Source organism: Olleya sp. KKT75, assembly GCF_055635485.1.
This window is the reverse complement of the sequence record NZ_CM145759.1, coordinates 325,310-350,133: the sequence shown is the minus strand read 5'-3', so window position 1 is coordinate 350,133 and position 24,824 is coordinate 325,310. Positions and strand designations below refer to the sequence as shown.

The 24,824-nt window shown below is 32.7% G+C and carries 18 protein-coding genes; 1 reads left to right on the top strand and 17 read right to left on the bottom strand.

What is annotated here, in order from left to right; all coding sequences use genetic code 11:
- The first annotated feature begins 57 nt into the window (after positions 1 to 57).
- Complete coding sequence (gene mazG / locus ACZ2G2_RS01580; RefSeq protein ID WP_470393646.1) at positions 58 to 831, top strand: nucleoside triphosphate pyrophosphohydrolase; 774 nt, start codon at positions 58 to 60, stop codon at positions 829 to 831.
- A gap of 571 nt (positions 832 to 1,402) precedes the next feature.
- Here mazG and ACZ2G2_RS01575 read toward each other — a convergent pair.
- From ACZ2G2_RS01575 to ACZ2G2_RS01495, 17 genes are all read right to left on the bottom strand, one after another.
- On the bottom strand, positions 1,403 to 3,307 hold the full coding sequence (locus tag ACZ2G2_RS01575) for a DUF349 domain-containing protein (RefSeq protein WP_470393645.1): 1,905 nt from the start codon (positions 3,305 to 3,307) through the stop codon (positions 1,403 to 1,405).
- Between the two features lie 94 nt (positions 3,308 to 3,401).
- The gene (locus tag ACZ2G2_RS01570; protein ID WP_470393643.1) at positions 3,402 to 4,169 is read right to left on the bottom strand and encodes a shikimate dehydrogenase family protein; all 768 of its coding nucleotides are present in this window, start codon (positions 4,167 to 4,169) and stop codon (positions 3,402 to 3,404) included.
- Entirely contained in the window at positions 4,138 to 5,157 is a 1,020-nt protein-coding gene (locus ACZ2G2_RS01565; protein WP_470393641.1) for a DUF368 domain-containing protein, read from the bottom strand. The genes ACZ2G2_RS01570 and ACZ2G2_RS01565 overlap by 32 nt, the downstream gene beginning before the upstream one ends.
- Positions 5,158 to 6,171, bottom strand: coding sequence for a DUF368 domain-containing protein (locus tag ACZ2G2_RS01560; RefSeq protein ID WP_272023890.1), 1,014 nt, complete (start codon positions 6,169 to 6,171; stop codon positions 5,158 to 5,160).
- Positions 6,172 to 6,224: 53 nt separating this feature from the next.
- Positions 6,225 to 7,613: a tetratricopeptide repeat protein gene (locus ACZ2G2_RS01555; RefSeq protein WP_101203055.1), complete on the bottom strand. Its 1,389-nt coding sequence runs from the start codon at positions 7,611 to 7,613 to the stop codon at positions 6,225 to 6,227.
- A gap of 142 nt (positions 7,614 to 7,755) precedes the next feature.
- The gene (locus ACZ2G2_RS01550) at positions 7,756 to 8,943 is read right to left on the bottom strand and encodes an aspartate aminotransferase family protein (protein ID WP_470393639.1); all 1,188 of its coding nucleotides are present in this window, start codon (positions 8,941 to 8,943) and stop codon (positions 7,756 to 7,758) included.
- A gap of 3 nt (positions 8,944 to 8,946) precedes the next feature.
- Positions 8,947 to 10,755: an OstA-like protein gene (locus ACZ2G2_RS01545; protein ID WP_470393637.1), complete on the bottom strand. Its 1,809-nt coding sequence runs from the start codon at positions 10,753 to 10,755 to the stop codon at positions 8,947 to 8,949.
- Positions 10,756 to 10,882: 127 nt separating this feature from the next.
- Positions 10,883 to 12,154, bottom strand: a complete 1,272-nt coding sequence (locus tag ACZ2G2_RS01540; protein ID WP_470393636.1) for an adenylosuccinate synthase — start codon at positions 12,152 to 12,154, stop codon at positions 10,883 to 10,885.
- Between the two features lie 2 nt (positions 12,155 to 12,156).
- Positions 12,157 to 12,624: a Fur family transcriptional regulator gene (locus ACZ2G2_RS01535; RefSeq protein WP_090839114.1), complete on the bottom strand. Its 468-nt coding sequence runs from the start codon at positions 12,622 to 12,624 to the stop codon at positions 12,157 to 12,159.
- 95 nt (positions 12,625 to 12,719) lie between these two features.
- The gene (locus ACZ2G2_RS01530; protein WP_090839116.1) at positions 12,720 to 14,939 is read right to left on the bottom strand and encodes a RelA/SpoT family protein; all 2,220 of its coding nucleotides are present in this window, start codon (positions 14,937 to 14,939) and stop codon (positions 12,720 to 12,722) included.
- 136 nt (positions 14,940 to 15,075) lie between these two features.
- On the bottom strand, positions 15,076 to 16,059 hold the full coding sequence (locus ACZ2G2_RS01525) for a peptidase associated/transthyretin-like domain-containing protein (protein ID WP_101203051.1): 984 nt from the start codon (positions 16,057 to 16,059) through the stop codon (positions 15,076 to 15,078).
- Between the two features lie 506 nt (positions 16,060 to 16,565).
- Positions 16,566 to 18,359 carry a DUF885 domain-containing protein gene (locus ACZ2G2_RS01520; RefSeq protein ID WP_470393635.1) on the bottom strand — a complete coding sequence of 598 codons (1,794 nt, stop codon included), beginning with the start codon at positions 18,357 to 18,359 and terminating at the stop codon, positions 16,566 to 16,568.
- Between the two features lie 50 nt (positions 18,360 to 18,409).
- Positions 18,410 to 19,651, bottom strand: coding sequence for a DEAD/DEAH box helicase (locus ACZ2G2_RS01515; protein ID WP_470393634.1), 1,242 nt, complete (start codon positions 19,649 to 19,651; stop codon positions 18,410 to 18,412).
- A gap of 78 nt (positions 19,652 to 19,729) precedes the next feature.
- Positions 19,730 to 20,734 (bottom strand): transglutaminase domain-containing protein, encoded by a 1,005-nt coding sequence (locus ACZ2G2_RS01510; protein ID WP_470393632.1) that lies wholly within the window; start codon positions 20,732 to 20,734, stop codon positions 19,730 to 19,732.
- A gap of 10 nt (positions 20,735 to 20,744) precedes the next feature.
- Complete coding sequence (locus ACZ2G2_RS01505) at positions 20,745 to 21,407, bottom strand: carboxypeptidase-like regulatory domain-containing protein (protein ID WP_281848040.1); 663 nt, start codon at positions 21,405 to 21,407, stop codon at positions 20,745 to 20,747.
- Positions 21,408 to 21,570: 163 nt separating this feature from the next.
- Positions 21,571 to 22,476 carry a c-type cytochrome gene (locus ACZ2G2_RS01500; RefSeq protein ID WP_470393630.1) on the bottom strand — a complete coding sequence of 302 codons (906 nt, stop codon included), beginning with the start codon at positions 22,474 to 22,476 and terminating at the stop codon, positions 21,571 to 21,573.
- Between the two features lie 43 nt (positions 22,477 to 22,519).
- The gene (locus tag ACZ2G2_RS01495; RefSeq protein WP_470393628.1) at positions 22,520 to 24,778 is read right to left on the bottom strand and encodes an FUSC family protein; all 2,259 of its coding nucleotides are present in this window, start codon (positions 24,776 to 24,778) and stop codon (positions 22,520 to 22,522) included.
- Between the last annotated feature and the right edge of the window lie 46 nt (positions 24,779 to 24,824).

Sequence of the window (24,824 nt, the reverse complement as noted above, 5' to 3'; positions counted from 1 at the left end):
TTTATCATTTTTTAAGATGAAACAAATCAACGTACTTTTACAAAAACCTTTTTTTATATGAATTCTAGAGCAGACCAATTAAAAGCATTTGACCGTTTATTGACTATTATGGACGAGCTACGTGAGCAATGTCCTTGGGATAAAAAGCAAACCATGGAAACGTTACGTCATTTAACTATTGAAGAAACTTACGAGCTAGGCGATGCTATTTTGGAAGACGATTTAGAAGAGGTTAAAAAGGAAATTGGAGATCTTATGTTGCATATGGTTTTTTATGCAAAAATAGGAAGTGAGAAAAAAGCATTTGATATTGCAGATGTTTGTAATGGTATATGCGAAAAACTAATCCATAGGCATCCACATATTTATGGAGATGTTACTGTAAAAGATGAAGCAGAAGTCAAGCGTAATTGGGAAAATCTAAAATTAAAAGAAGGAAGAACAAGTGTTTTAGAAGGTGTTCCTAATAGTTTGCCTGCCTTAGTAAAAGCAAGCAGGATACAAGAAAAAGTAGCAGGAGTTGGTTTTGATTGGGAACGACCAGAGCAAGTATGGGAAAAAGTAGAGGAGGAGCTTAACGAGTTTAAAGTTGAAGTAGAAAAGGGCGATGTTGATGCAATGGAAGACGAATTTGGAGATGTATTGTTCTCTATGGTAAACTACGCTAGGTTTTTGAATATAAATCCAGAAAACGCCTTAGAACGCACGAATAAAAAGTTTAAAAAACGCTTTGAGTATTTAGAACAAAAAGCAAAAGGGTTAAACAAAGATTTAAAAGACATGACTTTGGGTGAAATGGATATTTTTTGGGAGGAGGCCAAAAAGCAGTAATTAGAAAATCTGTGATTTTCAAATACTAAGTTTTTTTGGGAGGAGGCCAAAAAACAGCAACTCTAATATTCTATTTGAGAGCGTCAAGAGACTATTCTATAATCCTGCTTTGGTAGGATTTTTTTTAATTAAAATTGAAAATTGAAAGAATGATCAACAGCCTTTTTTATGTAATTGTAGTCTAATTATTAGCTAAAAAAGAGGTCCTTTTTTGAATATATATTATTTTTTTTCAATCTAAAAAGTCCAAAACTATAATTGTACCGTATATACTTATAAATGACACAATATTTTTATAGAATATAGTTGATTAATAGCATACATCACACTGATGTCATTAAAAATAATTATTTCTTGTAAGCGAACAGAAGTAATTGGTTAGTTTAGTTAGGAGCTAAAATCCCACTTCTTTTTAGAAGTGGGATTTAGTTTTTTATAACCTTTTGTTCGTTAATAGCACGTGCGTCTTGTATTGTTGTGGTAGTCATGATTGGGTATTAGCGTTTTAAACAAAAAAAACCTGTTTAAAACATTATAATGTGTTAAACAGGTTAGTGTAATAAGTTAAATATTAAGAATATAAACCTTTTATTTTTTTCAATTTAGTAGTCCATAACACTAGATCGTCTTTATGTCTTGTAATGTTTTTATGCACATCTTTTACTAAAGGATTGTCCGATTTTACGTTAGAGAAAAACTGTAAGTTGTTTTCTAATTGAATGATTTCAGCTTTAATTTCATCAACTTTTTTCTGAATATAAAAACGCTCATTATCCAATGCTCTAGAGTCATCTCCTGAAGCTAATTGGTCTAATTTGTTTTCAAATTTAATTAATTCAGTTTCTGTTTTATTAAGATCTAAAGATTTAAATAGTCCATCTAAAGTTTCATTAAAATCACTTTCAATTTGACGCTTGTTACGCGGTACACGTCCTATGGTTTTCCAGCTATTAATTTGTTCTTTAATAGTCGCTAAATCAGTTTTTTGCTCTCCAGATAATTCTAGACTTTTAACAGCAGCTAAAAGCGTTTCTTTTTGTGTATAAGCTTCTTCTTCCTCAACACTTGCTGCGTTACGTTGTTCTTTTATACGGTCAAAGTAATGGTTACAAGCACTTTTGAACTGTTTCCATATTTTGTCACTGTCTTTTCTTGGTACATGTCCAATACGTTTCCAGTCACCTTGTATTTTTTTCATTAATTGCGTCGTCGCTTGAAAGTCATCACTTTCTTTATTGTCTTCTGCAATTTTAACTAAGGCTTGCTTTTTCTCTAAATTATCGTATTGGTCTTTCTTTAGCGTTTTATAGAATTCGTTTTTCTGTCTATTAAAATTTCTAACAGCTTCTTTAAAACTAGCCCAAGTTGCTTCGTTAACTTTTACAGGAACTTTACCTGCTTTGAAAAACTCTTCTCTAAGTGCTTCAATTTCTTTAATTTTGTTTTGCCATCCACCATGATTGCTAATTTTCTCGTTAGCTTTTTCATTAATTAGGGTAATAATAGCGTGCTTATTTAGCAAGTTTTGCTCGTATACTTTATCAAGATTTTTAAAGTAATCTTGACGCTTCGCATTTATTTTTTTTGTTGCTTCTTTAAAACGATCCCAGATTGGTTCTCTATGTTCTCTAGATACAGGTCCTAATTCTTCCTTCCAAATTTTATGTAAATTTTGAAGTTCTCTAAAAGCTCTGTTTGTGTTTTCGTCGTTTGCTAAAGCTTCTGCTTGCTCAATTATTTTAGTTTTTAATTCTAAATTACGTGCAAAGTCTTTGTCTCTTAAATCTCTATCTAAATGTAGTAAATCATAAAAACGTTCGACATTAAAATGGTAGCTATTCCAAGCGTTATTGTATTTGTCACGCGGTATAGGTCCTGCAACTTTCCATTGGTCTTGAAGCTCTTTAAATTTTTTGTATTTAGTGTTCATAGAGTCTTCAGCATCTTCTGTTAATGCCTTAATACCATCTATGATTTCTAATCTGTTTGTAAGGTTTTGTTTGTGGTTTTGCTCTATATTTTTATAGTGACCATTTAAACGTTGTTTATAATCTTTATAACTGTCTTTAAAACTGCGTTGTAAAGGAGATTGGAAACTAAAGTCAATGATGTTACCACCTGTGCTTAAAAACTCTTCCTTTTTCTCGTTAAGCAATTCTTGAAACTGCTTATCAAATTCTGTTTTTATAGCATCAACATGTTTTTTGATGGCTTGCACTTTTTCATTTTGTACTAAACGTTCAATCTCAATAACCAATTGTTCAAGGTTAAGCGACTCGTAATCTTTATCCTCAATGTTATGACGATCAACATTACCTTCATCCTCCGCATCCTCTGCATTAGAGTCGTCAATTTCATTCAACACTTCATCGTTATCTTCTGTTACAGAAGTTACTTCTTGAGGTGTTTCTGGTTGCACGTTTTCGTTAATTTCTTCCGTTCCATCTGCATTTTGCAGGTTATCTAGCTCTGACATTTTATAAATGTTTTAGTTTGTTTAATGTGTATTTAGCTTTTAAAGATAGTAACAACTTCAAAAACTACCAATATTTTAGGTGTTTACTCGTCAATTAAAGGCCTTTATTCCAGATTTTCCATGATTTTTCAGCCTGAAACACTAACATGTCATAACCATTTAGTGTTTTTGCACCTTTTTGCTTGCCTTCTTTTAAGAAAACAGTTTCCGATGGGTTATATATTAAATCGAATAAAATATGCGTGTCTTGGATTCCGTTATACGGAATTTTAGGTGCATCTGTAATATCTGGAAATGTGCCTACAGGCGAACAATTAATTATAATCTGATGGTCACTTATTATTTGTTCTGAAAGCGCGTCATAGGTGTAACTTGCTTTTTTTGAAGCTTGGCGAGATACAAAATGAAAGTCAATGTTCAATTCTTTTAAAACAAAAGCAATCGCTTTACTTGCGCCTCCTGTTCCTAATATCAAGGCTTTTTTATGTTGTTTTTTTAAGTGTGGTTTTATTGCTTTTTTAAACCCGTAGATATCTGTATTGTATCCTTTTAAATTTCCTTTTTTGGTGAATTTAATGGTGTTTATAGCGCCTATCTTTTTTGCTTTTTTATCTAATTTATCAAGAAAAGGAATAATACTTTCTTTATACGGTATGGTAACATTTAAGCCAGCTAAGGCTTTTGTTTTTAATACCTTTTTGTCAAAATCTTCAATAGTTTGAATATCAAAATTTTGGTAATTAGCATCTGTTATGTTCTGATCTTTAAATTTGTTTGCGAAATAATTTTCTGAAAACGAATAAGAAATATCCTTACCAATTAACCCGAAATTACGCTTGTTGTTGTCTTGTTTTTTGTCCATAAAGTTCTAATGCTAATACGATTGCTATTCCTAATAAAATATAAAAAATGGCTAAATACGTTTGGGTATTAAGTGGCGGTAAAAACCGCTCGTAGTTTTCTATGATTTTTTGACCTCTAGAGTCAAGTAATAAACTACCATTGTCGTTTAGTTTATATAGTGTATGTTTAAAAGGCCAAACAACACCTAGGGATCCTACAATAAATCCAATTATTGATGCTATTGTAACACTTTTATAATGTTTTAAAATATAATTTAGGGCGTGAGAAAATGTTACTAATCCAACCACAGACCCTATTGTAAATACGGTTAATACTTTTAGCATTCTTAAGCGCTCTAGGTTAGCAGTAAAGCTAAAATCACCAATAAGTATTTCTGAAAATGTGTCAAATAAAGCATTTACGGAATCTACTAATAATAACACATAGTTACCTAAAAGTATTAAGATAAACGAGCCTGAAAACCCAGGTAATGTCATACCTGAGACACTAATAATACCACAGAAAAACACAAATATAAGGTTGTCATTTTCTGTTGCTGGATCTAAAAAGCTGATTCCTAAACCTAGTGCAGTACCTATTAATAATGCTATAAAAGTGGTTGTTTTCCAATCTTTAAAGTCTTTGCTTATATAATAAATAGAACCAATTATCATCCCAAAAAACACACTCCATACATACAATTGGTAATGCGTTATTAAATAGTCTAAAAGTTTTGAGATGCTAAAAAAACTAACAATCATTCCTAAAAACAATAGACTTAAAAAACGACCATTGATATAGGTGTAAAAGGATTTAAACCGACCTTTAATTAGTAGTTTAAGTGCTGTACCGTTTACTTTTTGTAGAGAATATATAAATTCCTCATAGAATCCAGCAACAAATGCGACAACACCTCCAGATACGCCAGGAACCTTATTGGCAGCGCCCATGCCTAATCCTTTTAAGATTAAGAATAGTTTATCTTTAAATGTACGCGTGTTTTCCATTTATTTAGACTTGTGACCTACTTTTTCTAGAATAAAAATAGTTAAAAATCCTGCAATCATTAAAGCAATGGCTACTGCTATTTGTGGATTAGCTAAATAGTTATTTAACTCACTGTAGTGAAGCGGGTTTACACTTTGTTCTGCTATAGTTTTGTACGTATCAAAATCGTTTGTAGTTTTTTGGAAAAAGGAAAGCGTGCCAAAATCTGTAATGGTATTTAATGGTACAATGTCTCCGGTTTTATCAATCATTACGGAAACTGTTTTTTTCCAAGGCCACACCTTGTTTAAAGACCCTAATATAAAACCTGTCAGTATAGCTAGGGTTGTGTTGTGGTAATTCTTAAATAACCATTTTAAAACATGACTAAAACTTAATAATCCAACGACAGCACCTGTACCAAATAAGGCTATTTTTTTAATATCAAAATCATGAAAAGCATTACTTAATGTTTTGTAAGCTCCTAAAATTAATAAGATAAAACTACCTGAAATACCAGGAAGAATCATAGCGCAAATGGCTATAGCTCCTGCGACAAATAAAAAGTATGGATTATTACTGCTAGCTAGAGATGGTAAACTAGTAATGTAAAACGCAGCTAAAGCACCAATTACTAAAGCAATTATTGTACTAATGGACCATTTGTTAATTTGCTTACCAATAAATAAAATACTAGCTATAATTAAACCAAAAAAGAAAGACCAAATTAAAACAGGGTGTTGCTCTAGTAAATATTTTGCTAATCGCATAAACGATACAAAACTGATAATAATACCAGTTAAAAGCGCAACAATAAAGTTACCGTTTAGTTGCTTCCAAAACGCTGAAAGACCTTCTGTTTTTAGGGTTTTAAATAATGCTAAGTTAACACCGCTTATAGTAGCTATTAGCTCTTCGTAGATTCCAGAAATAAAAGCAATTGTACCACCTGAAACACCAGGGACAGCATCAGCTGCTCCCATAGCTACACCTTTTAAGGATATTAAAAGGTAATCTTTTAAACGTCTTTGCATAGTTTAATTTTTGTTAGTAATCAAAGGTATACAAAATTCGTTTTAAGTGTAAATTATTGTAACTTTTTTAATGCCTTCTTAAAGGTTGTAGATTCGTAAACCAATGGAAATAATTCTTCTACAATAAACAGATTTTCTGCATTAAAATCTAATGCGTTTTTTAAATGATAACTTCCTTTTTCTGTTTCTAACATACCATAATAAATACCTACTAATCTAAACTCGATATCAGCTTCTTCTGGATAAAATTCGGCAGCTTGAATTAAATTTAAACACGCTGCATCAGTTTCTCCTAATTTGATTAATATGTCACTTCTTTCTAACCAAGAAGATAATTCATAATTACCAAGTTCTATAGCACGTTTGTAACCACGTTCTGCTTCTTCTAAGAAGTTTAATCTATGGTTTATTTGTGCATATAGTTTCCAGTACACTGCATTTTCTTCGTTAATATTTATCGCTTTATTAATGTAATATAAAGCTTTTTGGTAATTTTTTTGCTTGTTGTAAAACTTAGTGATTGCAATCCAACCTTTGTCTAATAATGGGTCTTCTTTTACAGTTTTATAAAAGTATTGTTTGGCTAAGTCAAATTGACCTAGTTTTTCATGACAACATCCTAATCTTAATAATGCAAAAGCGGTTGGGTCATCTAACTCTAACGTCAAAGCGTAATTTTCAATAGCTTCGTTATAACGTTTAAGTTTTTCTAATACTTTACCTTTTTCTAGATAAGCCCCAACAAATCTGTCGTCAGAGATAATCGCAAAATCATAAGCACTAAGCGCTTTTTTATATTCTTTTAGTGTGTAAAATTGTTTTCCTAATTGGTGCCATCCTACTTCAGAATAAGGGCTCCCATTTAAATAATCATTTAAAAAATGGATGGCTTCTTGATTTTCATTTAAAAAATCAAAGCAATACATTACATTGTATAGTGACGAGTAATCTTCATTATCCTCAGCTAAACAACTCATGAAACTTTGTTTTGCTTGTTCGAAATTATCTAAAAACAAATATTCCATTCCAATTAAAGAATGTAATTCTGATGTTTCTTCAGACAAATCTAAAGCTGTAGTCAATATTTTTATGGCATCTTCATGCTTATCATCCTTGGATAATATATTGGCTTTTTGAATATAAATTTCTTCGTTAGAAGGTTCTAAAATATATAGCGCATCAAGTAATTGATTTGCTTCTTTTAGTTTGTTTTCAAATACAAATATTTCTACTTGAAACAATTTTAAATTAGTGGATGAGGGATGTTGTTGCAAACCTAATTTAATAGCTTTTTTGGCTAAAGACACCTTACCTTGATTAAGGTAATGGTGTATTATGTTCTCAAATTCATCCGAATCAAAAAACAACACATGGTTTGTTTTTAACATGGATTCGAACTTTTTAAGCGATATTTTATTTGGTTCTTCTTGACTAAACTCCATAGGCACTGTTTAGGTGTTTCTAGTGTATTAAATGTAATGTTCTATTAGCCTCATAATGTCAAAAACTGTTTTTGTTTTTAACAAAGTAATCAACAATTACAAGGTTTTAAGCGTTTTTGGGTGATTTGTAGTGACTTAGACTTTATTTAGTGTCACTTATTTTGTTTAATAAGTCAATAATAATGCCACAACCTTTAATTATTTCTTCGTTACTAATAGTTAGGGGAGGTGTAATTCTAATTGCTTTAGGCTCAAATAACAGCCAAAATAAAATTAACCCTTGATTTTGAGCTTCTAGTATAACCTGATTGGTTACTTCTGCTGATGTGGTTATGGCTGCCAACATTAATCCACGTCCTCTAATCTCTGTTATTAGTGGGTGTTTTAAGTGCTTTTTTATTAATTGTTCTTTTTTTAAGGCTTCTGCCATTAAGTCACTAGTGACAACTTCTTGTAAGGTTGCTAGTGCAGACGCTGCAATTAATGGATTACCTCCAAACGTTGTAATATGACCAAGTTTAGGGCTGTCCTGTAAGAGGTCCATATGTGCTTTTGACGCTGTAAATGCACCAATTGGTAAACCCCCACCAAGTCCTTTTCCTGTCACGACTATATCAGGAATGACATTGTAGTTTTGGAAACCAAAAAGTTTACCGGTACGTCCAATACCTGGTTGTATTTCGTCTAAAATTAATAAAGCACCTACAGCTTGGCATTTAGCCTTTAATTTGGTTAAGTAATTTACTTTAGGTTCTATAAATCCTGCGCCTCCTTGTATCGTTTCTACTATTACTGCTGCGGTTTTTGAAGTAATATGTTTAAAATGTGGTTCGTAATTAAAAGTAATATGACTAATGTCGGGCAGTAAAGGTCTAAATGGCGCTTTGCGTTCTTCAAAATCCATTAAACTTAAAGAACCCATAGTGTTTCCATGGTACGCATTATGTGCTGCTATAATTTGGCTACGTCCCGTAACACGACGTGCTAATTTTAAGGCACCTTCAATTGCTTCTGTTCCAGAATTTACTAAGTAGGTAGATTCTAAAGGATCGGGTAGGTGCGTGGCTATAGATTTGCAAAGTTCTACAGCTGGTTGTTGGGCATATTCGCCATAAACCATAACGTGTAAATATTTGTCAGCTTGGTTTTTTATGGCATTTACCACTTTTGGGTGACTGTGACCTAAAGTACAAGCAGACACGCCAGCAACAAAATCTAAATAAGATTTGTTATTAGTGTCAAAGATATAGCTGCCTTTAGCGTGAGATATTTCTAAAGCTAATGGGTATGGAGAGGTTTGTGCTTGGTATTTTAAAAACCCTGCTTTCATAAATTATTCTTTTTCCGTTACTGTTGCTTTTGCTGGTTTTGTAACAGCCTTCACATCTTTTTTTAGAAATTTTTTCGGAACAGTTCTAGAGGCTTTTGGTGCTTCTTCTTTTTTGTTAAGTTGTTTTTTGTCAGCTTCCGCATCTGCTTTGTTTATTCTGCCAAGCAATGCTTCTCCAAAAAATTCGTCGTCAGCTTTATAAGGTTCTAAACCTTTGATAACAGGAAGTACAAGTGGCGGATCATCTTTAAATAAATCTTCAACAGATGTTGGACGCTCATCATCGCGCCAATCAAAGCCTCTTAATTTTCTTGCATTTTCAGGTAAATCATCTTCTGTGTGCGTCTTAGCTTCAGGGTTAAATTCTCTTCTAAACTCGACCACTTCTTTATCTTCAATATAGATGACAATATTTGCGGATTTTGCTTTATCAATCCCTATTAATTCACCGTTATCATTACGTGTGTAATTAATAGATTCGGCATTTTTAAGAATATGGACCTCGTTAATATCATTATTATCATTAAATAATGCAATAAGTCGTTTACCGGAAATCTGATTATAAGCATTTTCGCTAATGGTATCTTTACTAATTGTAAAGGCATTATTAAAGACGATTAATGAATCTAATTTTTCTGAAACAGGATTTGATTTTAAATGAATGGTGTCTCCAGTCATTTGATTGTCAACATTCCAAAGTATAGGTTTTCTTGCAGCAGAAAAGGCGTCTCCTTTATTAAGCCTAGCTAGGTTAATTAACTGCGTTAAGCCCGTTTTTTGATCCGCATGTATTGAATCTGCTTTGGCGCTAATATCTTTCTTGAATATTTTAGCATTATAATAGCCTCTTGTAATACGGTGTTGCGGTTTTCCTGTAATCATTAACGTGTCCGCATGCATGTAAATACTATCTTTTTCTTGAATGGTAATAGCTAGTGCGCGTTTGGTAATGTAAACCGAATCTTTTGCACGATATACTTCTGCATAGTGGCCTTTAATAAGACTACTATTTACAGTATCCGTTACTGTAATATTATTGCTTGCAGACGCAAAATTACGCTTTCGATCAAAAAAGATACTATCACCTTTAACGACACGATTATCGTAATCTATTCTGGATTTTCTAACAAAATAACCGGTGTCATTTGTAGTGTCATAAAAACCACGTTCGCTATAAATTTTACTACTATCGCCAACTATAGTTGATGGTCCGTACATGTATGCGTGACCATTGTCTGAATAGTAATCTAATGTCTTTGTATTTAGTTCGTATTGTGGGTTGACTAGTTTTACACTATCTACAAAACGGTATTTTTTTTCGTTCATGTAATAGCGACCAATACGACTTGTAATAGTCCCAGAAGAATCTCTAACTACTTTTCCTCCAGATTTATAATAGGATTCTTGACTAGCTCTGTTAAAATATAAAGTGTCCGATGTAATAGTGGATTGTGGATCTGTAAGTACCACGTCACCACTAGCAAAAGCTAATTGTGTTTTACCAGAATATTCTACATATTTAGAGGTCAGATTAATGGTGTCACCTTGTTTCATGTTAACATTACCGTAGGCTTCAATAAAATCTTCCTTTCCATAAAAAATGGCTTTGTCACAAAACATGTCAATACCGTCATGGTAAATATGTACTTGACCTTGATCACTTCTAGTCAAGATGCTGGCTCCTGGAAAGTTTTCTTCATCAATATCACCAAAAGCACCGGAGTCTTTAATCTCAATATGTTTTTGTTGCGCCATTCCTAATTGCATAACAAATGCAAGGAATAAAAAGTATGTGTATTTATTAAATTTCAAGATGTAATTGTTTGACACAAAAATAACGATTTAATAGACTTGTAATTGTGTATTAGTAATAATTTAAGATGAAAAAACCTGCTATTAAATTGAATAGCAGGTTTGTAATTTAAACTTTGATTTTATATTACATAAAAATAGTCTGTTTTCTGTCTGGTCCAACAGAAACTATTTTAATAGGAATTTCTAATTCTTCCTCTAAGAAACTAATGTAATCATTAAGTTCTTTTGGTAATTGAGACGCTTCACTCATTTCAGTTAAGTCTTCGCTCCAACCTTTAAAGTCAGTATAAACAGGTTCTACATTTTCCGGTTCTATGTTAAACGGTAAATGTGTAATTGTTTCGCCTTTATATTTATAAGCTGTTGCTACTTTTAAAGTATAAAAACCAGAAAGCACATCACTTTTCATCATCATTAATTGCGTCACACCATTAACGCGACATGTGTATTTTAAGGCTACTAAATCTAACCAACCACAACGTCTTGCGCGACCTGTTACAGCTCCAAATTCTTGACCAATTCTAGCCATTTCTTCACCATCCTTATCAAATAATTCTGTTGGGAATGGTCCAGAACCTACACGTGTTGTGTATGCTTTAAAAATACCAAAGACTTCTTTGATTTGGTTAGGTGCAATACCTAAACCAGTACATGCTCCAGCTGCAGTTGTATTACTTGATGTTACAAATGGATACGTACCAAAGTCAATATCTAAAAGCGATCCTTGAGCACCTTCAGCTAAAATGGTTTTACCCTCTCTAAGTGATTGGTGTAAATACGCTTCGCTATCAATAAATTGTAATTCTTTAAGTTTTTCAATAGATTCAAAAAACTCTACTTCCATTTCTTCTAGATCGTATTGTACGTCTACATTATAGAAAGCAATCATTGCTTCGTGCTTGTTAGCTAAAGCTCTGTATTTTTCTTTCCAGCTATCCATTTCTAGATCACCAACTCTAATCCCATTTCTACCAGTTTTGTCCATGTAAGTTGGACCAATACCTTTTAAAGTAGAACCAATTTTGGCTTTTCCTTTAGAGGCTTCACTAGCTGCATCTAATAAACGATGCGTTGGTAAGATTAAATGTGCTTTTCTTGAAACAATTAGCTTTGCTTTATAATCAATATCAAATTGGTCTAAACCTTCTAATTCTTTAATAAAAACCACTGGATCGACTACGACACCGTTTCCAATAACATTCATTGCGTCTTTATGAAAAATTCCTGAAGGTATAGTACGTAGTACGTGTTTTATTCCGTCAAATTTCAATGTGTGTCCTGCATTTGGACCACCTTGAAAACGTGCTATAATGTTGTATTTAGAGGTTAATACATCGACAATTTTTCCTTTGCCTTCATCTCCCCATTGTAAACCAAGTAGTAAATCTACTGCCATTTTTAGTTAGTTGTATTGTTATTATTTTTTTTTCGATTTCCGTAAAAGTATAATGAGTGTTTAGAGATTTCGATATCAAAGACTTCTTCAATTGTTTTTTTAATTGCCTGAATTCTTGGATCACAAAATTCTATAACCTCTCCTGTGTCTTGAAGTATAACATGGTCATGTTGTTTATCAAAATACGATTTTTCGTAGTGTGCTTGGTTTTTACCAAATTGGTGTTTTCTAACCAAACCACAATCTAAGAGTAGCTCTATAGTGTTATATAACGTCGCACGACTAACACGATACTTTTTGTTCTTCATATTATCATACAAAGACTCTATATCAAAATGTTCTGTGTTTGAATAGATTTCTTGAAGTATAGCGTAACGTTCTGGCGTTTTCCTATGACCATTGTCTTCTAAAAAAGAAGTGAAGACGTTTTTTACAATCTCTTGATTTTTTATATCTGTTTTTCCGCTCATAAATACCCAACAAATTTACATCTTTTTTTGAGGTTGTACTCATAAAAAGTATAATTTGACAAATGTGTTATTAGACACTTATTAACAACTTAGCGTTAAACGCGAATAACTTTGTCAATACCATTAATTTTTTTAAGGTTATCTGTTAACTTTTTAAGCATGGATTTATTGTGAACTTTGACATTTATCTTGCCTTTAAAAACACCATCATCACTCTGAAAGCTTATGCTATTCATGTTAACATGCATGTTTGAGGATATTACTTTAGTAATTTCATTTACTAATCCTAAGTTGTCAATACCTGATAATATGATTTGTGCAGCAAACTCTTGTTGAGAAGAGTCTATCCAACGTGCTTGAATAATACGATACGCGTAATTAGATTGTAAACTAAGCGCATTTGGACAGTTTTTTTTATGCACTTTAATACCATCATTTATTGTAATAAAACCAAAAACAGAGTCGCCAGGGATTGGATTACAACAATTGGCTAATTTATAATCTAACTTTTCTTCCTCTTTACCAAAGACTAATAAATCATACTTATTAGTAATTTCTTCTTTATGTATATCGTCTGGATTGGTACCCGGTTTTCTATTAATTTTACTTTTTAGAAAGCTGACTAAAGCATTACTTCTAGACGCAGCATATTCCTTAAGCATAGTGTTATCAATACTTCCAGTACCAATACGGTAAAATAAGTCTAAACTAGTTTTTAAATTAAAATGGCTAACCATTTCGTTAACAGACTTTTCGTTTAGGGTAATTTTAAGTTGTTTTAATTTTCGTCTTAAAATCTCTTTACCATCTTCGGCAATTATTTTAGTGTCTTCTTTTAATAACGACTTTATTTTTCCTCTAGCTCTAGCAGTAGTCGCGTAGTCTAACCAGTTTGGGTTAGGTTTTGCACTTTCTGAAGTAATAATGTCTACTTGATCGCCACTATTTAAAACGTGACTTAATGGTACTAATTTTCCGTTTACTTTAGCTCCTCTAGTTTTTTTACCAACTTCAGTGTGTATACTAAAAGCAAAATCTAAAGGCGTAGCTCCTTTTGGCAACGACTTTAATTCCCCTTTAGGGGTAAAAACAAAAATTTCTTTAGAATATAAATTCAGTTTAAACTGTTCTACAAAATCTACAGCGTTAGTAGAGGCGTGCTCTAACGCTTCCTGTAGACGGTTAATCCACATGTCTAGATTATCCTCTTTGTCATCAGCATTTTTGTATTTGTAATGTGCAGCGTATCCTTTTTCTGCAATTTCGTTCATGCGCTCACTACGGACTTGTACTTCTACCCAGCGTCCTTTGGGTCCCATTACGGTAATGTGAAGTGCTTCGTAACCTGTTGTTTTTGGTGACGATATCCAGTCACGTAATCGGGTAGGATTGGGTCTAAAATGATCGGTAACTATGGAGTATATTTTCCAGGCCAAAAACTTCTCGTTGTCTCTGTCACTTTTGTATATAATCCTTACCGCAAACTTGTCGTAAACCTCGTCAAAAGTTACGCCTTGTTTGTCCATTTTTCTTTTAATAGAGAAAATGGATTTTGGACGTCCTTTTATGGTGTAGTTTAAGCCTTCTTTATCTAATGATTTTTTAATAACATCATTAAACTCTTCAATATAAGCGTCTTGCTGTTCTTTGCTTTCTTTTATATTGTGTAAAATATCATTGTAAATCTCAGGTTCTGTATATTTTAAACCTAAGTCTTCTAGTTCTGTTTTGATATTATATAACCCAATTCTATGTGCTAAAGGCGCATAAATATATAAGGTTTCTGATGCTATTTTTTCTTGCTTGTCTGGACGCATACTGTCCATAGTTTGCATGTTGTGCAAACGGTCTGCTATTTTTATAATAATAACTCTAACGTCATCATTTAAAGTTAATAGCATTTTTCTGAAGTTCTCAGCTTGTAAAGACACATCCATGTCTTTCTCTTTGCTTAAAGATGATATTTTTGTTAGTCCATCAACAATTTTGGCAACAGTTTCTCCAAATAAATCTTCGATGTCTTTGACAGAATAATTTTCGTTATCCTCTACAACATCATGTAAAAGGGCGGCAGCAATAGACGTTGCATCTAAACCAATTTGTTCTGCTACAATTTTGGCAACAGCAATGGGATGAAAAATATAAGCTTCGCCACTTTTTCTGCGTTGATGGCTATGGGCCTCAACAGCAACATCAAAAGCTTTTCTGATTAGTTTTTTGTCATCCGTAGATAAGGTGCGATAACTAACTTTTAAAAGCTGTTTATACGCATTTGCAATGTCTGCATTTTCTTTTTCAATATCAATTTCTGTCATAGACTGTGCTCCTTCATTTAAAATAGAATGAATACTAAAAATACTATAAAATTATGAATAGACCACATCCTTTACTCTAATTTTAATTGAAACTGAATAAGGTGCTTTTTTATTCGTTAAAACGAAATTATAAGACTTATTGCTCTTTATAAACTTCCATTTTTAATCCCATTCCATAATTGTTTAAACCTGCGTTTAATAGGTTAGAATTATTTACATTTTTCTTATCAAAAAGAATCCACTGTCCATTGTTATGAAACACACGTTTTATAAATGTTGTTTTGGCAGCAATTTGGTCTGTAAATGGTAATAAAGGTCTAAACGTGGTGGATACTTTAACAATACCACGTCGTGTTTTTACTTCTTTATATTTTTTATTGGGTAGTAACTTTCCGTTTTTATCCGTAAAACCAAGGACTTGGATGGATACGTAAATACCGTCTTTTGGCACAAAAATGTCAAATCCAGAAACATCAAATTCAAATATAGGTTTGGTGTCTTCTGTGGCAATAAAAATTACTTTTTCATAGGTTAAAACCTCTCCAGGTAATCCCTTGTCGTTTTTATAGAATTGTACTCTAAATAAGGTCGAAAAGGGTCGTTTGGCTTGTTTGTTTTTACCACGTTTGTCCCAATCTTTAGTTTCCGTTTTTATAGGAAGCAGTATTTTTGTTAAGTGCTTTGGTTTGGTGTCATTATTTGGAAAAAATACCGCAATTTCACTCTCTATTGTTGGCAACCAACATTTGTAATAATCGTTATGATCTGTAGGTTTTAACGTTACTTCTTTAAACTTTCCGGTAGGTCTAGCAATAACTATAACTTCGTCTAGTAAGTCTGCTTTAGATTCTAAAAATAGTGTGTCTTTTAATGTCGCTGTTGCTAACTTTAAATCTTTGTAGCCTAAGGCCGAAATAAATAGGGAGTCAATATCTGAATATAGTTTTTTTGTAAAATGAAATTTACCCTCGTCATCTGCAAACAAACCGTTTCCGTTTCCAAATGAAATAGTAGCAAAAGAGACCGGTTGGTTGGTTGTAGATAGTAGTGTTTTGTTTTGTGCTTGGCTTAAAGCCGAAATAAAAGCAAGACAAATTAGAAGTAGGTGTTTTTTTGACATGGTCTAATTTAAAGATTATACTTAAATGATTCAATAATTATTCCAATAATTTGGAAATTAAAAAGCCTTCTAGAAATAGAAGGCTTTTTTAATTTATTTGAGTATTGTATTATTAGTTTCTTGTGAGAACCTGAAACGAGTTCAGGTTGACGGGTGCGGTCTTATAATTCAAAGTTTATCATGAGAACCTAAAACCAATTCAGGTTGACGACTTGTATATCTTAATTTTATTAATGAACGTCATTCCGAATTTATTTCGGAATCTCATTATCTTGGATTGTTGAGTTTTAAGTGAGAACCTGAAACGAGTTCAGGTTGACGGGTGCGGTCTTATAATTCAAAGTTTATCATGAGAACCTAAAACCAATTCAGGTTGACGACTTGTATGTCTTAATTTTATTAATGAACGTCATTCCGAATTTATTTCGGAATCTCATTATTTTTGGGTGTTGTTTTTTATGTGAGAACCTGAAACGAGTTCAGGTTGACGACAGCAGTCTTATATTTTATTTAGACGCTTCAATCCATTGGTCAATTTTAGTTTCTAGTAGTGCTAATGGTACGCAACCTGGTTCTAATACTTGATTATGAAACTGTGCAATATCAAAACGATCACCTAAGGCTTTTTCTGCTTTAGCACGTAATTCTATGATTTTTAATTGCCCAATCTTATACGATAATGCTTGTCCTGGATTTGCCATATAACGTTCGATTTCCGAAATGATACTAGCTTCACTTTCTGCTTCATGGTCTAATGAGTATTTGATAGCTTGTTCTCTTGTCCAACCTTTAGTATGCATTCCTGTATCCACGACTAAACGTATGGCACGGTGCATTTCCATACCTAACATTCCAAAATACTGGTAAGGATCTGTGTATAATCCTAACTCTTTCCCTAGAGACTCGCAGTATAATGCCCAACCTTCTCCATAAGCACTATACCATAGTGTTTTTCTGAATTTTGGTAACTCGGTATCTTCTTGTTGTAAGGAGATTTGATAATGGTGTCCCGGAATAGCTTCGTGTAAAAATAAGGCTTCGTCACTAAAGACGTTATATTTTGAAGCATCAGGAATTGGTGTGTAAAAAATACCAGGTCGTGTGCCGTCTAAAGACCCTGGGTTATATTCTGCACTAGCAGAGGCTTCTCTAAATTTTTCAGTTTGTCTAACTTCAAAAGCTGTTTTAGGTTTAACATCAAATAGCTTAGCAATTTGCGGTTTCATGGTTTCATGTATCGCATTAAAGTTATCGATAATTTGCTTTGGCGTGTTGTATGGCGTTAAGTCTTTGTTGTTTCTAACAAAATCAAAAAACGAAATAATATCTCCTTTATACCCAACTTGTGTCTTTACTTTTTCCATTTCGGCAAGAATACGCTTCACTTCACTTAGACCTAAATTATGTATTTGGTCTGCAGTCATTGTAGTTGTTGTGTATAACTTGATTTGATGCTCGTAATAGGCTTTCCCGTTTGGTGTATCGTCAATCCCACTAGTTGTTCTACCAGCTGCCATATAATCGTCTTTCATAAAATTGTAAAGCGATGTGTAAGCAGGAATAACTTTGTTTGACACCATATTGGCATAAGCTGTTGTCAAACGTGTTTTGTCTTGCTCAGAAAAACTGTCTGGTAAATTTGTAATCGGCGTATAAAATAGGTGATCCTCTAATTTAGTTTCTGCAATTGTTTTTAATTGTGGGACAACCTTAGCAATTAATGCTTTTGGTAAAACATGTTTGTTGTCAATACCTGCTTTCATTTTAGTTTCAGCAGAAGCTACCCATTCTAAATACTGGTCTACACGTTGCAACCAATTGTCGTAATCTTCGACTGTATTAAAAGGCTGAGAACTTGCACCACTTGCCAGAGTACCAACCGTTAGTTGTTTGGTCCACATTTGGTTTATTGGGGTGTAGTTTTCATTAAAATCAAAACGTTCTAAATTAATATCGCAATCCCATATTAAAATGTCACGACTTAATTGTTGCTTGGCGTTAAGTTGTGAGTTGCTATAAGATTCCGCTTTAGCTTTAAAATCCGAATAGTATGCTTTTTCCTTTTCAGAAAAGGCGTCCGTTAGCGTATTTGGTAAGCTATTGTTATAGCGATTATCTCCAGCGGATGTCGCGCTTAATGGGTTTAATTTTAAACCTTCTTCATAAAAATCGTTTAGCATTGTACTAAAAGCCTCGTTTTTTACTAAAGTTTCAGTAGGTGTGTTGTCTTCTGTAGTTTTATCGTTTTTACATGCTGTAAATAATGTAATAACTAAAAGTAGGGTGAAGTAATGTTTCATTTTATGTTTATTTTGAAGGAGTAATTAAATTATTGATATCATGTTACTTATTAATACCAACGCTTTTTCTTCTTTTTAGACGCTTCACTTTTACGCCCTTTTTTATGCTTACTACCAGATTTAGCAGATTTGTGTATGATTGGTTTTGCTTTTGGATCTAAAGGATAAGGATGGTCGTCCATAACATCTAACTGTAAATGAATCAGTTTTTGAATATCTATTAAATAGCTTTTCTCGTCGGCACTACAAAGTGAGTATGCCATACCTGATTGACCTGCACGAGCCGTACGACCAATTCTATGGACATATGTTTCTGGTACATTTGGTAAATCAAAGTTAAAAACAGCATCTAAATGATCAATGTCAATACCACGTGCTGCAACATCTGTTGCAATTAAGATATTAATTTCTTTTTTCTTGAAGCGTTTTAAGGCGTCTTGTCTTGCTGTTTGACTTTTATCACCATGGATACTATCCGCTAAATAGCCATTTTTAAGTAAGGTTTTTTCTAATTTATCCACACCATATTTGGTACGTCTAAAAATTATAATGTTTCCTTTTATGGTATTACGAAGCAGGTGTAATGCTAATTCTATTTTGTCCTTTTTAGGTGTAAAATAAAGTAATTGATTAACATTTTTTGAAGTAGAACTGTTTTGCGCCACTTCAATACGTTGTGGCTCCGTTAAAATGGTACTCGCTAATTGCTCTACTTTATAAGGTATAGTTGCAGAGAATAATAACGTTTGTTTTGTTTTAGGACAAAGACGTTCAATCTTTTTAACATCGTCAATAAAGCCCATGTCAAGCATTAAATCTGCTTCATCTAGTACTAATGTTTGCACATAATCTAGATTAATTTCGTCTTGTTTATGTAAATCTAATAGACGTCCTGGTGTTGCAATTAAAATATCAATACCATTACGTAAAAGTTCTTTTTGTGGCTCTATAGCAGCACCACCAAAAATAACAGCACTTTCTAGTTTTGTGTGTGTTGAGTAAGCTTCAAAGTTTTCTGCAATTTGTATCGCTAATTCTCTAGTTGGACTTACAATTAAAGCTTTAATTTTTTTTCCTTTTTTTGGACCCTCTTGCTTATCATACAATAACTGTAAAATAGGTAATGCAAAAGCTGCGGTTTTTCCTGTACCAGTTTGTGCAGAAACAATCACATCTTTTCCGTTTAGTACTAACGGAATTGTTTTTTCCTGTACTAATGTTGGGTTATCGTATCCTTTTTCCGCAATAGCGCGCAAAATAGGTCTGTTAAGTTGTAAGTCTTTAAATGACATGAATTAGAATTTGCTACAAAGGTAGTTTTTTCCAAGCATTTAATGTGGTTTAATATTTTTAGAATAGCCTTGCTGTTTTTACTCTGTAATTACGCTAATAGTGTATGTTGCAACGATGTCGTTTTTGATTTTTAAATGGACATCATAAACTCCATTAGTTTCAAATTTGTAATTAAAGGATACTAATCCATTATCGTTTTTAAGGTTGGTTATTTTATAAGGAATAGTTTTAAAACCAGAATATTTAATTAGTGATATGTCTTTAGTGTCTAAGCTGTTTAAAGATTTAAAACGAATTTCTAAAGTATCGTCTTTTTTTATGGTTGTGTTTAAGTCACTAGGACCAATCGCAATGATTTTATGTGTAAATGTATCTCCATAAACTATTGGAGAAGCGCTAAAATCAGAGGTTATTAACGTGTCGTTTAATAACCATTTTTTATCCAACGGATAATGGTTTTTAGCAAATAGAGTAGGGTCTGTCAAAAAATAACCTAAGTTGTAGTCTTTGATAAATACATCGTTTACAAAATAGCCACTAGACCAAGTCGCATCACATAAATACCACTTGTTATCTAGTTTTACGGCATTCCAAGAGTGATTTGCTAAGTCTAAAGATGCCACATTTGTGGTTGTAGAGCGTCCAAAGCCATTAACCATTTTACAGTCTAAATTAACTAAAAAGCAAAGTTCCTTTATTAGGTAAGCATAACCTGTGCACATGGTTTTTTTATGCTTTAGTAATTTTTTGAATGCTGTTTTTTGATACTCATTATTCCATTTTAAATAGGCTAGACTATCGTTTTTAAAACGCTTACGTTGTTTACTAACTTTATTGTCTTGATTAAGATCGCCTTTTATATTAGTACAAACCCAAGTATAAATTGCTCTAAATTTTTCAGCATCATTATCTAATTTGTAAGTCAAATTATACGCAAGTAATGGTAAGTTTTTTAAACTAGCGTTAGCATTTAGTTTAGCAATATTATCAGCTCTAGTAAAATCGATAGTTTTAAAATCCGAAACTTGCGCAATAGTTAATTTAACTATGAAAAATAAAATTAGGGTGAGTACGTTTTTCATGTAAATAGAATTAGTCTTTTTTAGAAGAATACACTTCTTTAACTGCAACTTTACCCATCAGAATATAAGAATCGTCGTTTAAACTTACATTTAATACCATGTTTGTAGTTGCGCTAGTATTTTGAACAGTTACTTTTTTAGACTTGTAACCCACATAACTAAAGATTAAAACATCACCTCTTTTTACTTTTTGAGGAAACACAAAATTACCATCAAAATCAGATACGCATCCAAAAGCAGTACCTTGTAAAACTACATTTACTGCTGGAAGTGGTAAACCGTTTCCGTCTGTTATATTACCCGTAATGGACAAATTTTGTGTTTGGTTAATCTTGTTATTTGTTGACGTGTTTTTGGTTATTTGGTCTTGTGCTTTTACTGTCGAAAATGAAAATAGAGCGAAACAAGCCAAACCAATAGCACTGATAAAGCTAAACTTGCTTTTTGTAGGTTTTACCGGATACGATTTTAATTGTGTGCTTTTAAATCGACCACAAGTATTTTGAGTGTCTTTTTTATTGAAAAAGGTTTCAATTTGATTGGCATTCATTGTAGTAAAGTCAATCACTTCTTTTGTACAAGAATCACAAAAACCACCTTTTGGAGTTGGTGAAAATTGATTGAAGTTTTCCGAGCAAGGCGTCGTAATGTCTAAGTTGATTTGATTTTGCATGAGATATAGATTTAAATGTTATTATACATCAAACCTATATAAATAAGGGGTGGATTAAAAAGAGCAATGAGTTAACTGCACCTTTCAATGAGTAAAGTCTGTTTTTTTGATAGCATTTACTTAAAGCTAACTAGTCAAATGTTTGATTTTTCAGAAAAACGGTTTAGTCTTGTTCGCCTTCTGGTGCTTTGGCATTGTCAGGATTTGTTCCTTTTAAAGCATACACATAAGCTGTTACTTGACCAATTTCTTCTGGAGATAATACATGTCTCCATGCAATCATACCTTTTCCAGGTGTACCACCAAACGCGGTTATTTTAGCGATATTTTTTTTGCTTCCACCATGTAGAGAATAGTTGTCTGTTAAGTTAGGACCTATTCCTCCTTGTCCATGCTGTCCGTGACAAGCGCTACAATTATTGTAATATATTATTTCTCCAAAATCAATACTATTCTCGTCGTTTGTAGTTTTAAGTATGGGATTTTTTTTGTCGGAAGCAGCGGTTTCATTTTGAAGCTTATCTTTCCTTGTTTTTGTGATTTTCTCAAATTCTGGACTCATCGGAATTTGCTGTAAATAGGCAATTAAAGCTACGATCTCGGTTGTTTCTTTCGTATTTGACTCACTTACTTCTTTGGAGATCGTTGTGGTTTCATTAGTTAGTGTTTTCCAAATTGTATCCTGATCTACTTGTAATTTATTATCTCTAGTAATTTGTGATACTACAGTTTTGGTAAGTTGATTGGTCTTTAGTTTTGGGTATGCAGGCATTTTAGCATTAGGAATAACTATTTTGGGATCATTTATAAAATGAAACAACCACTGGTTAGAATACTTACCACCTAATCCATCCAGGCTAATCAGTTGTTCTGTTTTATTCCTTATTTGTTGTGTATGGCACTGACTGCAAAGTGATTGCGTGTAGATTATTTGACCATACGCAGCTATAATGTTTTCTTCAACTGTTGGGATAGCAGTATAAATGGCTCTGTTTTTCTTTACAGAACAACTTACTGAAAAAGTAATAATAGCAATACATAAGAGAATAATAGATGAGTACTGTTTCATTATAAGTTGTTTTTTATAGACCAAAGTAATATGATATAGCAAGTTAACTAAATACCGACTTATACTTTAATGTCGTTTTTGTTAAATTGGCTGATAACGATTTTAACCACAGTAATTGATTGTTAATTAAGTGGGCTTCCTGCAGGTTTAGTAATGTATTGTCGTCAATTATTGTTTGCCCGGCTTCAATATCACTATCTCGTTTTAAAGATAAATTATCATAGCGTTTTTGTAGTTTTTTATGCGCTTGATATATTTTGTTTTCTTCGGAAACAAGAACTGTTTTAGTACTTTCTAATTGCGAAGCAGAGTGCAGTAAAGTTGCTGTAATCCCTTCAATAATAGTATCAAATTCTTCTGAAGCTGGTGTTGTGCTATGGTTTAAAATATAACGCCCAATCGAAGCTATTGCAGATAATATGGTGTGGTTTAACGTGACCATTTCATAAATTAAAGCAGATTCTTTTTGTTTAGATTTTGGATCCTGCGTTAACCTTTGGAAGGCTGCATTTAGATTACTCATCGCTAAAAAAGCCTCTTTTCTAGATACTTTATAAGCCAATGTATTTTCTTCTTTGTCGTGGTAAAGTTTTTTGGTTGCTTTTAAATAATTACTATTAGAGGTAATTACGGTGGCTAATACAGTATCAAGGTTTTTGTATTCCCAACTCGGGAACAATAGGTAATTTGCTATTACTGCTATTATGGCACCAATTACGGTATCAATAACACGATACTGCACTACAGTAAAAGCATCAGGATCTATAAGTGCGTAAACAAATACAATGTGTAAGGTTATAAAAGCAGCACCTACTTTATAGCTTTGTTGTATTAATGAAAAAGCAAAGGTTAACGAGACAATCGCTAAGACTAAATAGACCGTTGTGTTTTTGGTAATTAAAATAATTGTTGTGGCAATTATAGCACCAATAATAGTACCGATAATTCTGTTTTTAGAGCGCGCTTTGGTTAACCCGTAATTGGGACGCATGATTACAATTATGGTCAGAATAATCCAATACGCATTTTTTAAATCTAATATACTTCCTAAAAGAAAACCAAACACAATGGCACTTGCTAATCGTAAAGCGTGCCTAAGCATTGGCGATTTTAAACTAAAATGCTGTACTAATATATTTAGTCTGTAATCTTGAGAGGTTAAAAACTGTTTAGATTCTTGTGGTTTTAAAGACGCTTTAGCATTGTTTTTTACTTTAGTTAAAACACGTCTGATAGCTTTTACTTCTTGTAATAATTGCTTTTGATAGTCTTGAAGGTTGCGCATGGTAATTGCACCTTCTCTAGCTTTTGGTAAAGTAACTTCAGTAACGTAATCCTGAATTGCAGTCTCTGTGTCTGCAGCTATTTTATTTATTAATTCAATATCAGGAAGATTGCCTTTTTTTATGAATAATTCAGACAATTTGATAAGGTGATTTCCTAGCTCTTTATTAAGTTTTTTAAAGGTATTTAAATGCTGTTTTTCTAAACCAAATAGGGTGTCAATTTTGGTGTAATCTAAAGTGTTTGCTAAGGCTAACTCAAAAATATCAATTAAGGATATAAAGATTAAGAGTCTTCTCTCATTAGAAAAAGAACGTCCTGAACGTTTTCTACCCTCTAAAAGTAGCTCTCTTAAGGTTTCGTGTTTTTCGCTTATTTGGGTTTGAAGGACTAGTGCTTTTTTAGCATACTTTTCACGCTTATTAGGCTTGGTTAATAGCTTGGCTCTTATTTTTAAATACTCGCCAGTAAGCGATAATGTATCCGATAATAATTGGTCATCGTCTTTTCTTGGAAAAACCCAATTTGATAATAAAGACACTACTAAATACCATAATCCACCAACACCAATTAAGCCGACGTGTAAAATAATAGATTGAAAATCGGGCTTACTAACCGCTAAGCCTAACACAATAGCTAATAATCCTGAAAATGATATTAAAGAAGCTCTGAAACCATAAGCAGAAATCAAACTAACCGCAAAACTTAAAACAGCAATAGCAATTAGTAGAATAATAAAAACAGGTTTGGTTAACAGGATTATAAACGTTACCAACATGGTTAGTATAATACTAATTAAGATACCGTTTATTTTACGTCTTAAGCTTCCTGGGACATCACTTGGTGCGTTTAAAAATGTCCCTAGAGCAATGGCGGGCGCATAAGCAAATAAGTCTATTAAATTAAAAACAGCTAATGGTAAAACAATAGCAACGGTTAAGACTACACCTCTATAAAAGCCTGAACCTTTAAGAAATAACTCGATTGTTTTTAAATGATTTTTAATCTTATTTCGCATTAAAACAAAGGTAGCTTTTAATGCCTTTCGGCGAAATTAATCTTGT

Coding starts and splice junctions, on each gene's coding strand:
- mazG (WP_470393646.1), top strand. CDS start 58: ATGAATTCTAGAGCAGACCAATTAAAAGCATTTGACCGTTTATTGACT.
- ACZ2G2_RS01575 (WP_470393645.1), bottom strand. CDS start 3,307: ATGTCAGAGCTAGATAACCTGCAAAATGCAGATGGAACGGAAGAAATT.
- ACZ2G2_RS01570 (WP_470393643.1), bottom strand. CDS start 4,169: ATGGACAAAAAACAAGACAACAACAAGCGTAATTTCGGGTTAATTGGT.
- ACZ2G2_RS01565 (WP_470393641.1), bottom strand. CDS start 5,157: ATGGAAAACACGCGTACATTTAAAGATAAACTATTCTTAATCTTAAAA.
- ACZ2G2_RS01560 (WP_272023890.1), bottom strand. CDS start 6,171: ATGCAAAGACGTTTAAAAGATTACCTTTTAATATCCTTAAAAGGTGTA.
- ACZ2G2_RS01555 (WP_101203055.1), bottom strand. CDS start 7,613: ATGGAGTTTAGTCAAGAAGAACCAAATAAAATATCGCTTAAAAAGTTC.
- ACZ2G2_RS01550 (WP_470393639.1), bottom strand. CDS start 8,943: ATGAAAGCAGGGTTTTTAAAATACCAAGCACAAACCTCTCCATACCCA.
- ACZ2G2_RS01540 (WP_470393636.1), bottom strand. CDS start 12,154: ATGGCAGTAGATTTACTACTTGGTTTACAATGGGGAGATGAAGGCAAA.
- ACZ2G2_RS01535 (WP_090839114.1), bottom strand. CDS start 12,624: ATGAGCGGAAAAACAGATATAAAAAATCAAGAGATTGTAAAAAACGTC.
- ACZ2G2_RS01530 (WP_090839116.1), bottom strand. CDS start 14,939: ATGACAGAAATTGATATTGAAAAAGAAAATGCAGACATTGCAAATGCG.
- ACZ2G2_RS01525 (WP_101203051.1), bottom strand. CDS start 16,059: ATGTCAAAAAAACACCTACTTCTAATTTGTCTTGCTTTTATTTCGGCT.
- ACZ2G2_RS01520 (WP_470393635.1), bottom strand. CDS start 18,359: ATGAAACATTACTTCACCCTACTTTTAGTTATTACATTATTTACAGCA.
- ACZ2G2_RS01515 (WP_470393634.1), bottom strand. CDS start 19,651: ATGTCATTTAAAGACTTACAACTTAACAGACCTATTTTGCGCGCTATT.
- ACZ2G2_RS01510 (WP_470393632.1), bottom strand. CDS start 20,734: ATGAAAAACGTACTCACCCTAATTTTATTTTTCATAGTTAAATTAACT.
- ACZ2G2_RS01505 (WP_281848040.1), bottom strand. CDS start 21,407: ATGCAAAATCAAATCAACTTAGACATTACGACGCCTTGCTCGGAAAAC.
- ACZ2G2_RS01500 (WP_470393630.1), bottom strand. CDS start 22,476: ATGAAACAGTACTCATCTATTATTCTCTTATGTATTGCTATTATTACT.
- ACZ2G2_RS01495 (WP_470393628.1), bottom strand. CDS start 24,778: ATGCGAAATAAGATTAAAAATCATTTAAAAACAATCGAGTTATTTCTT.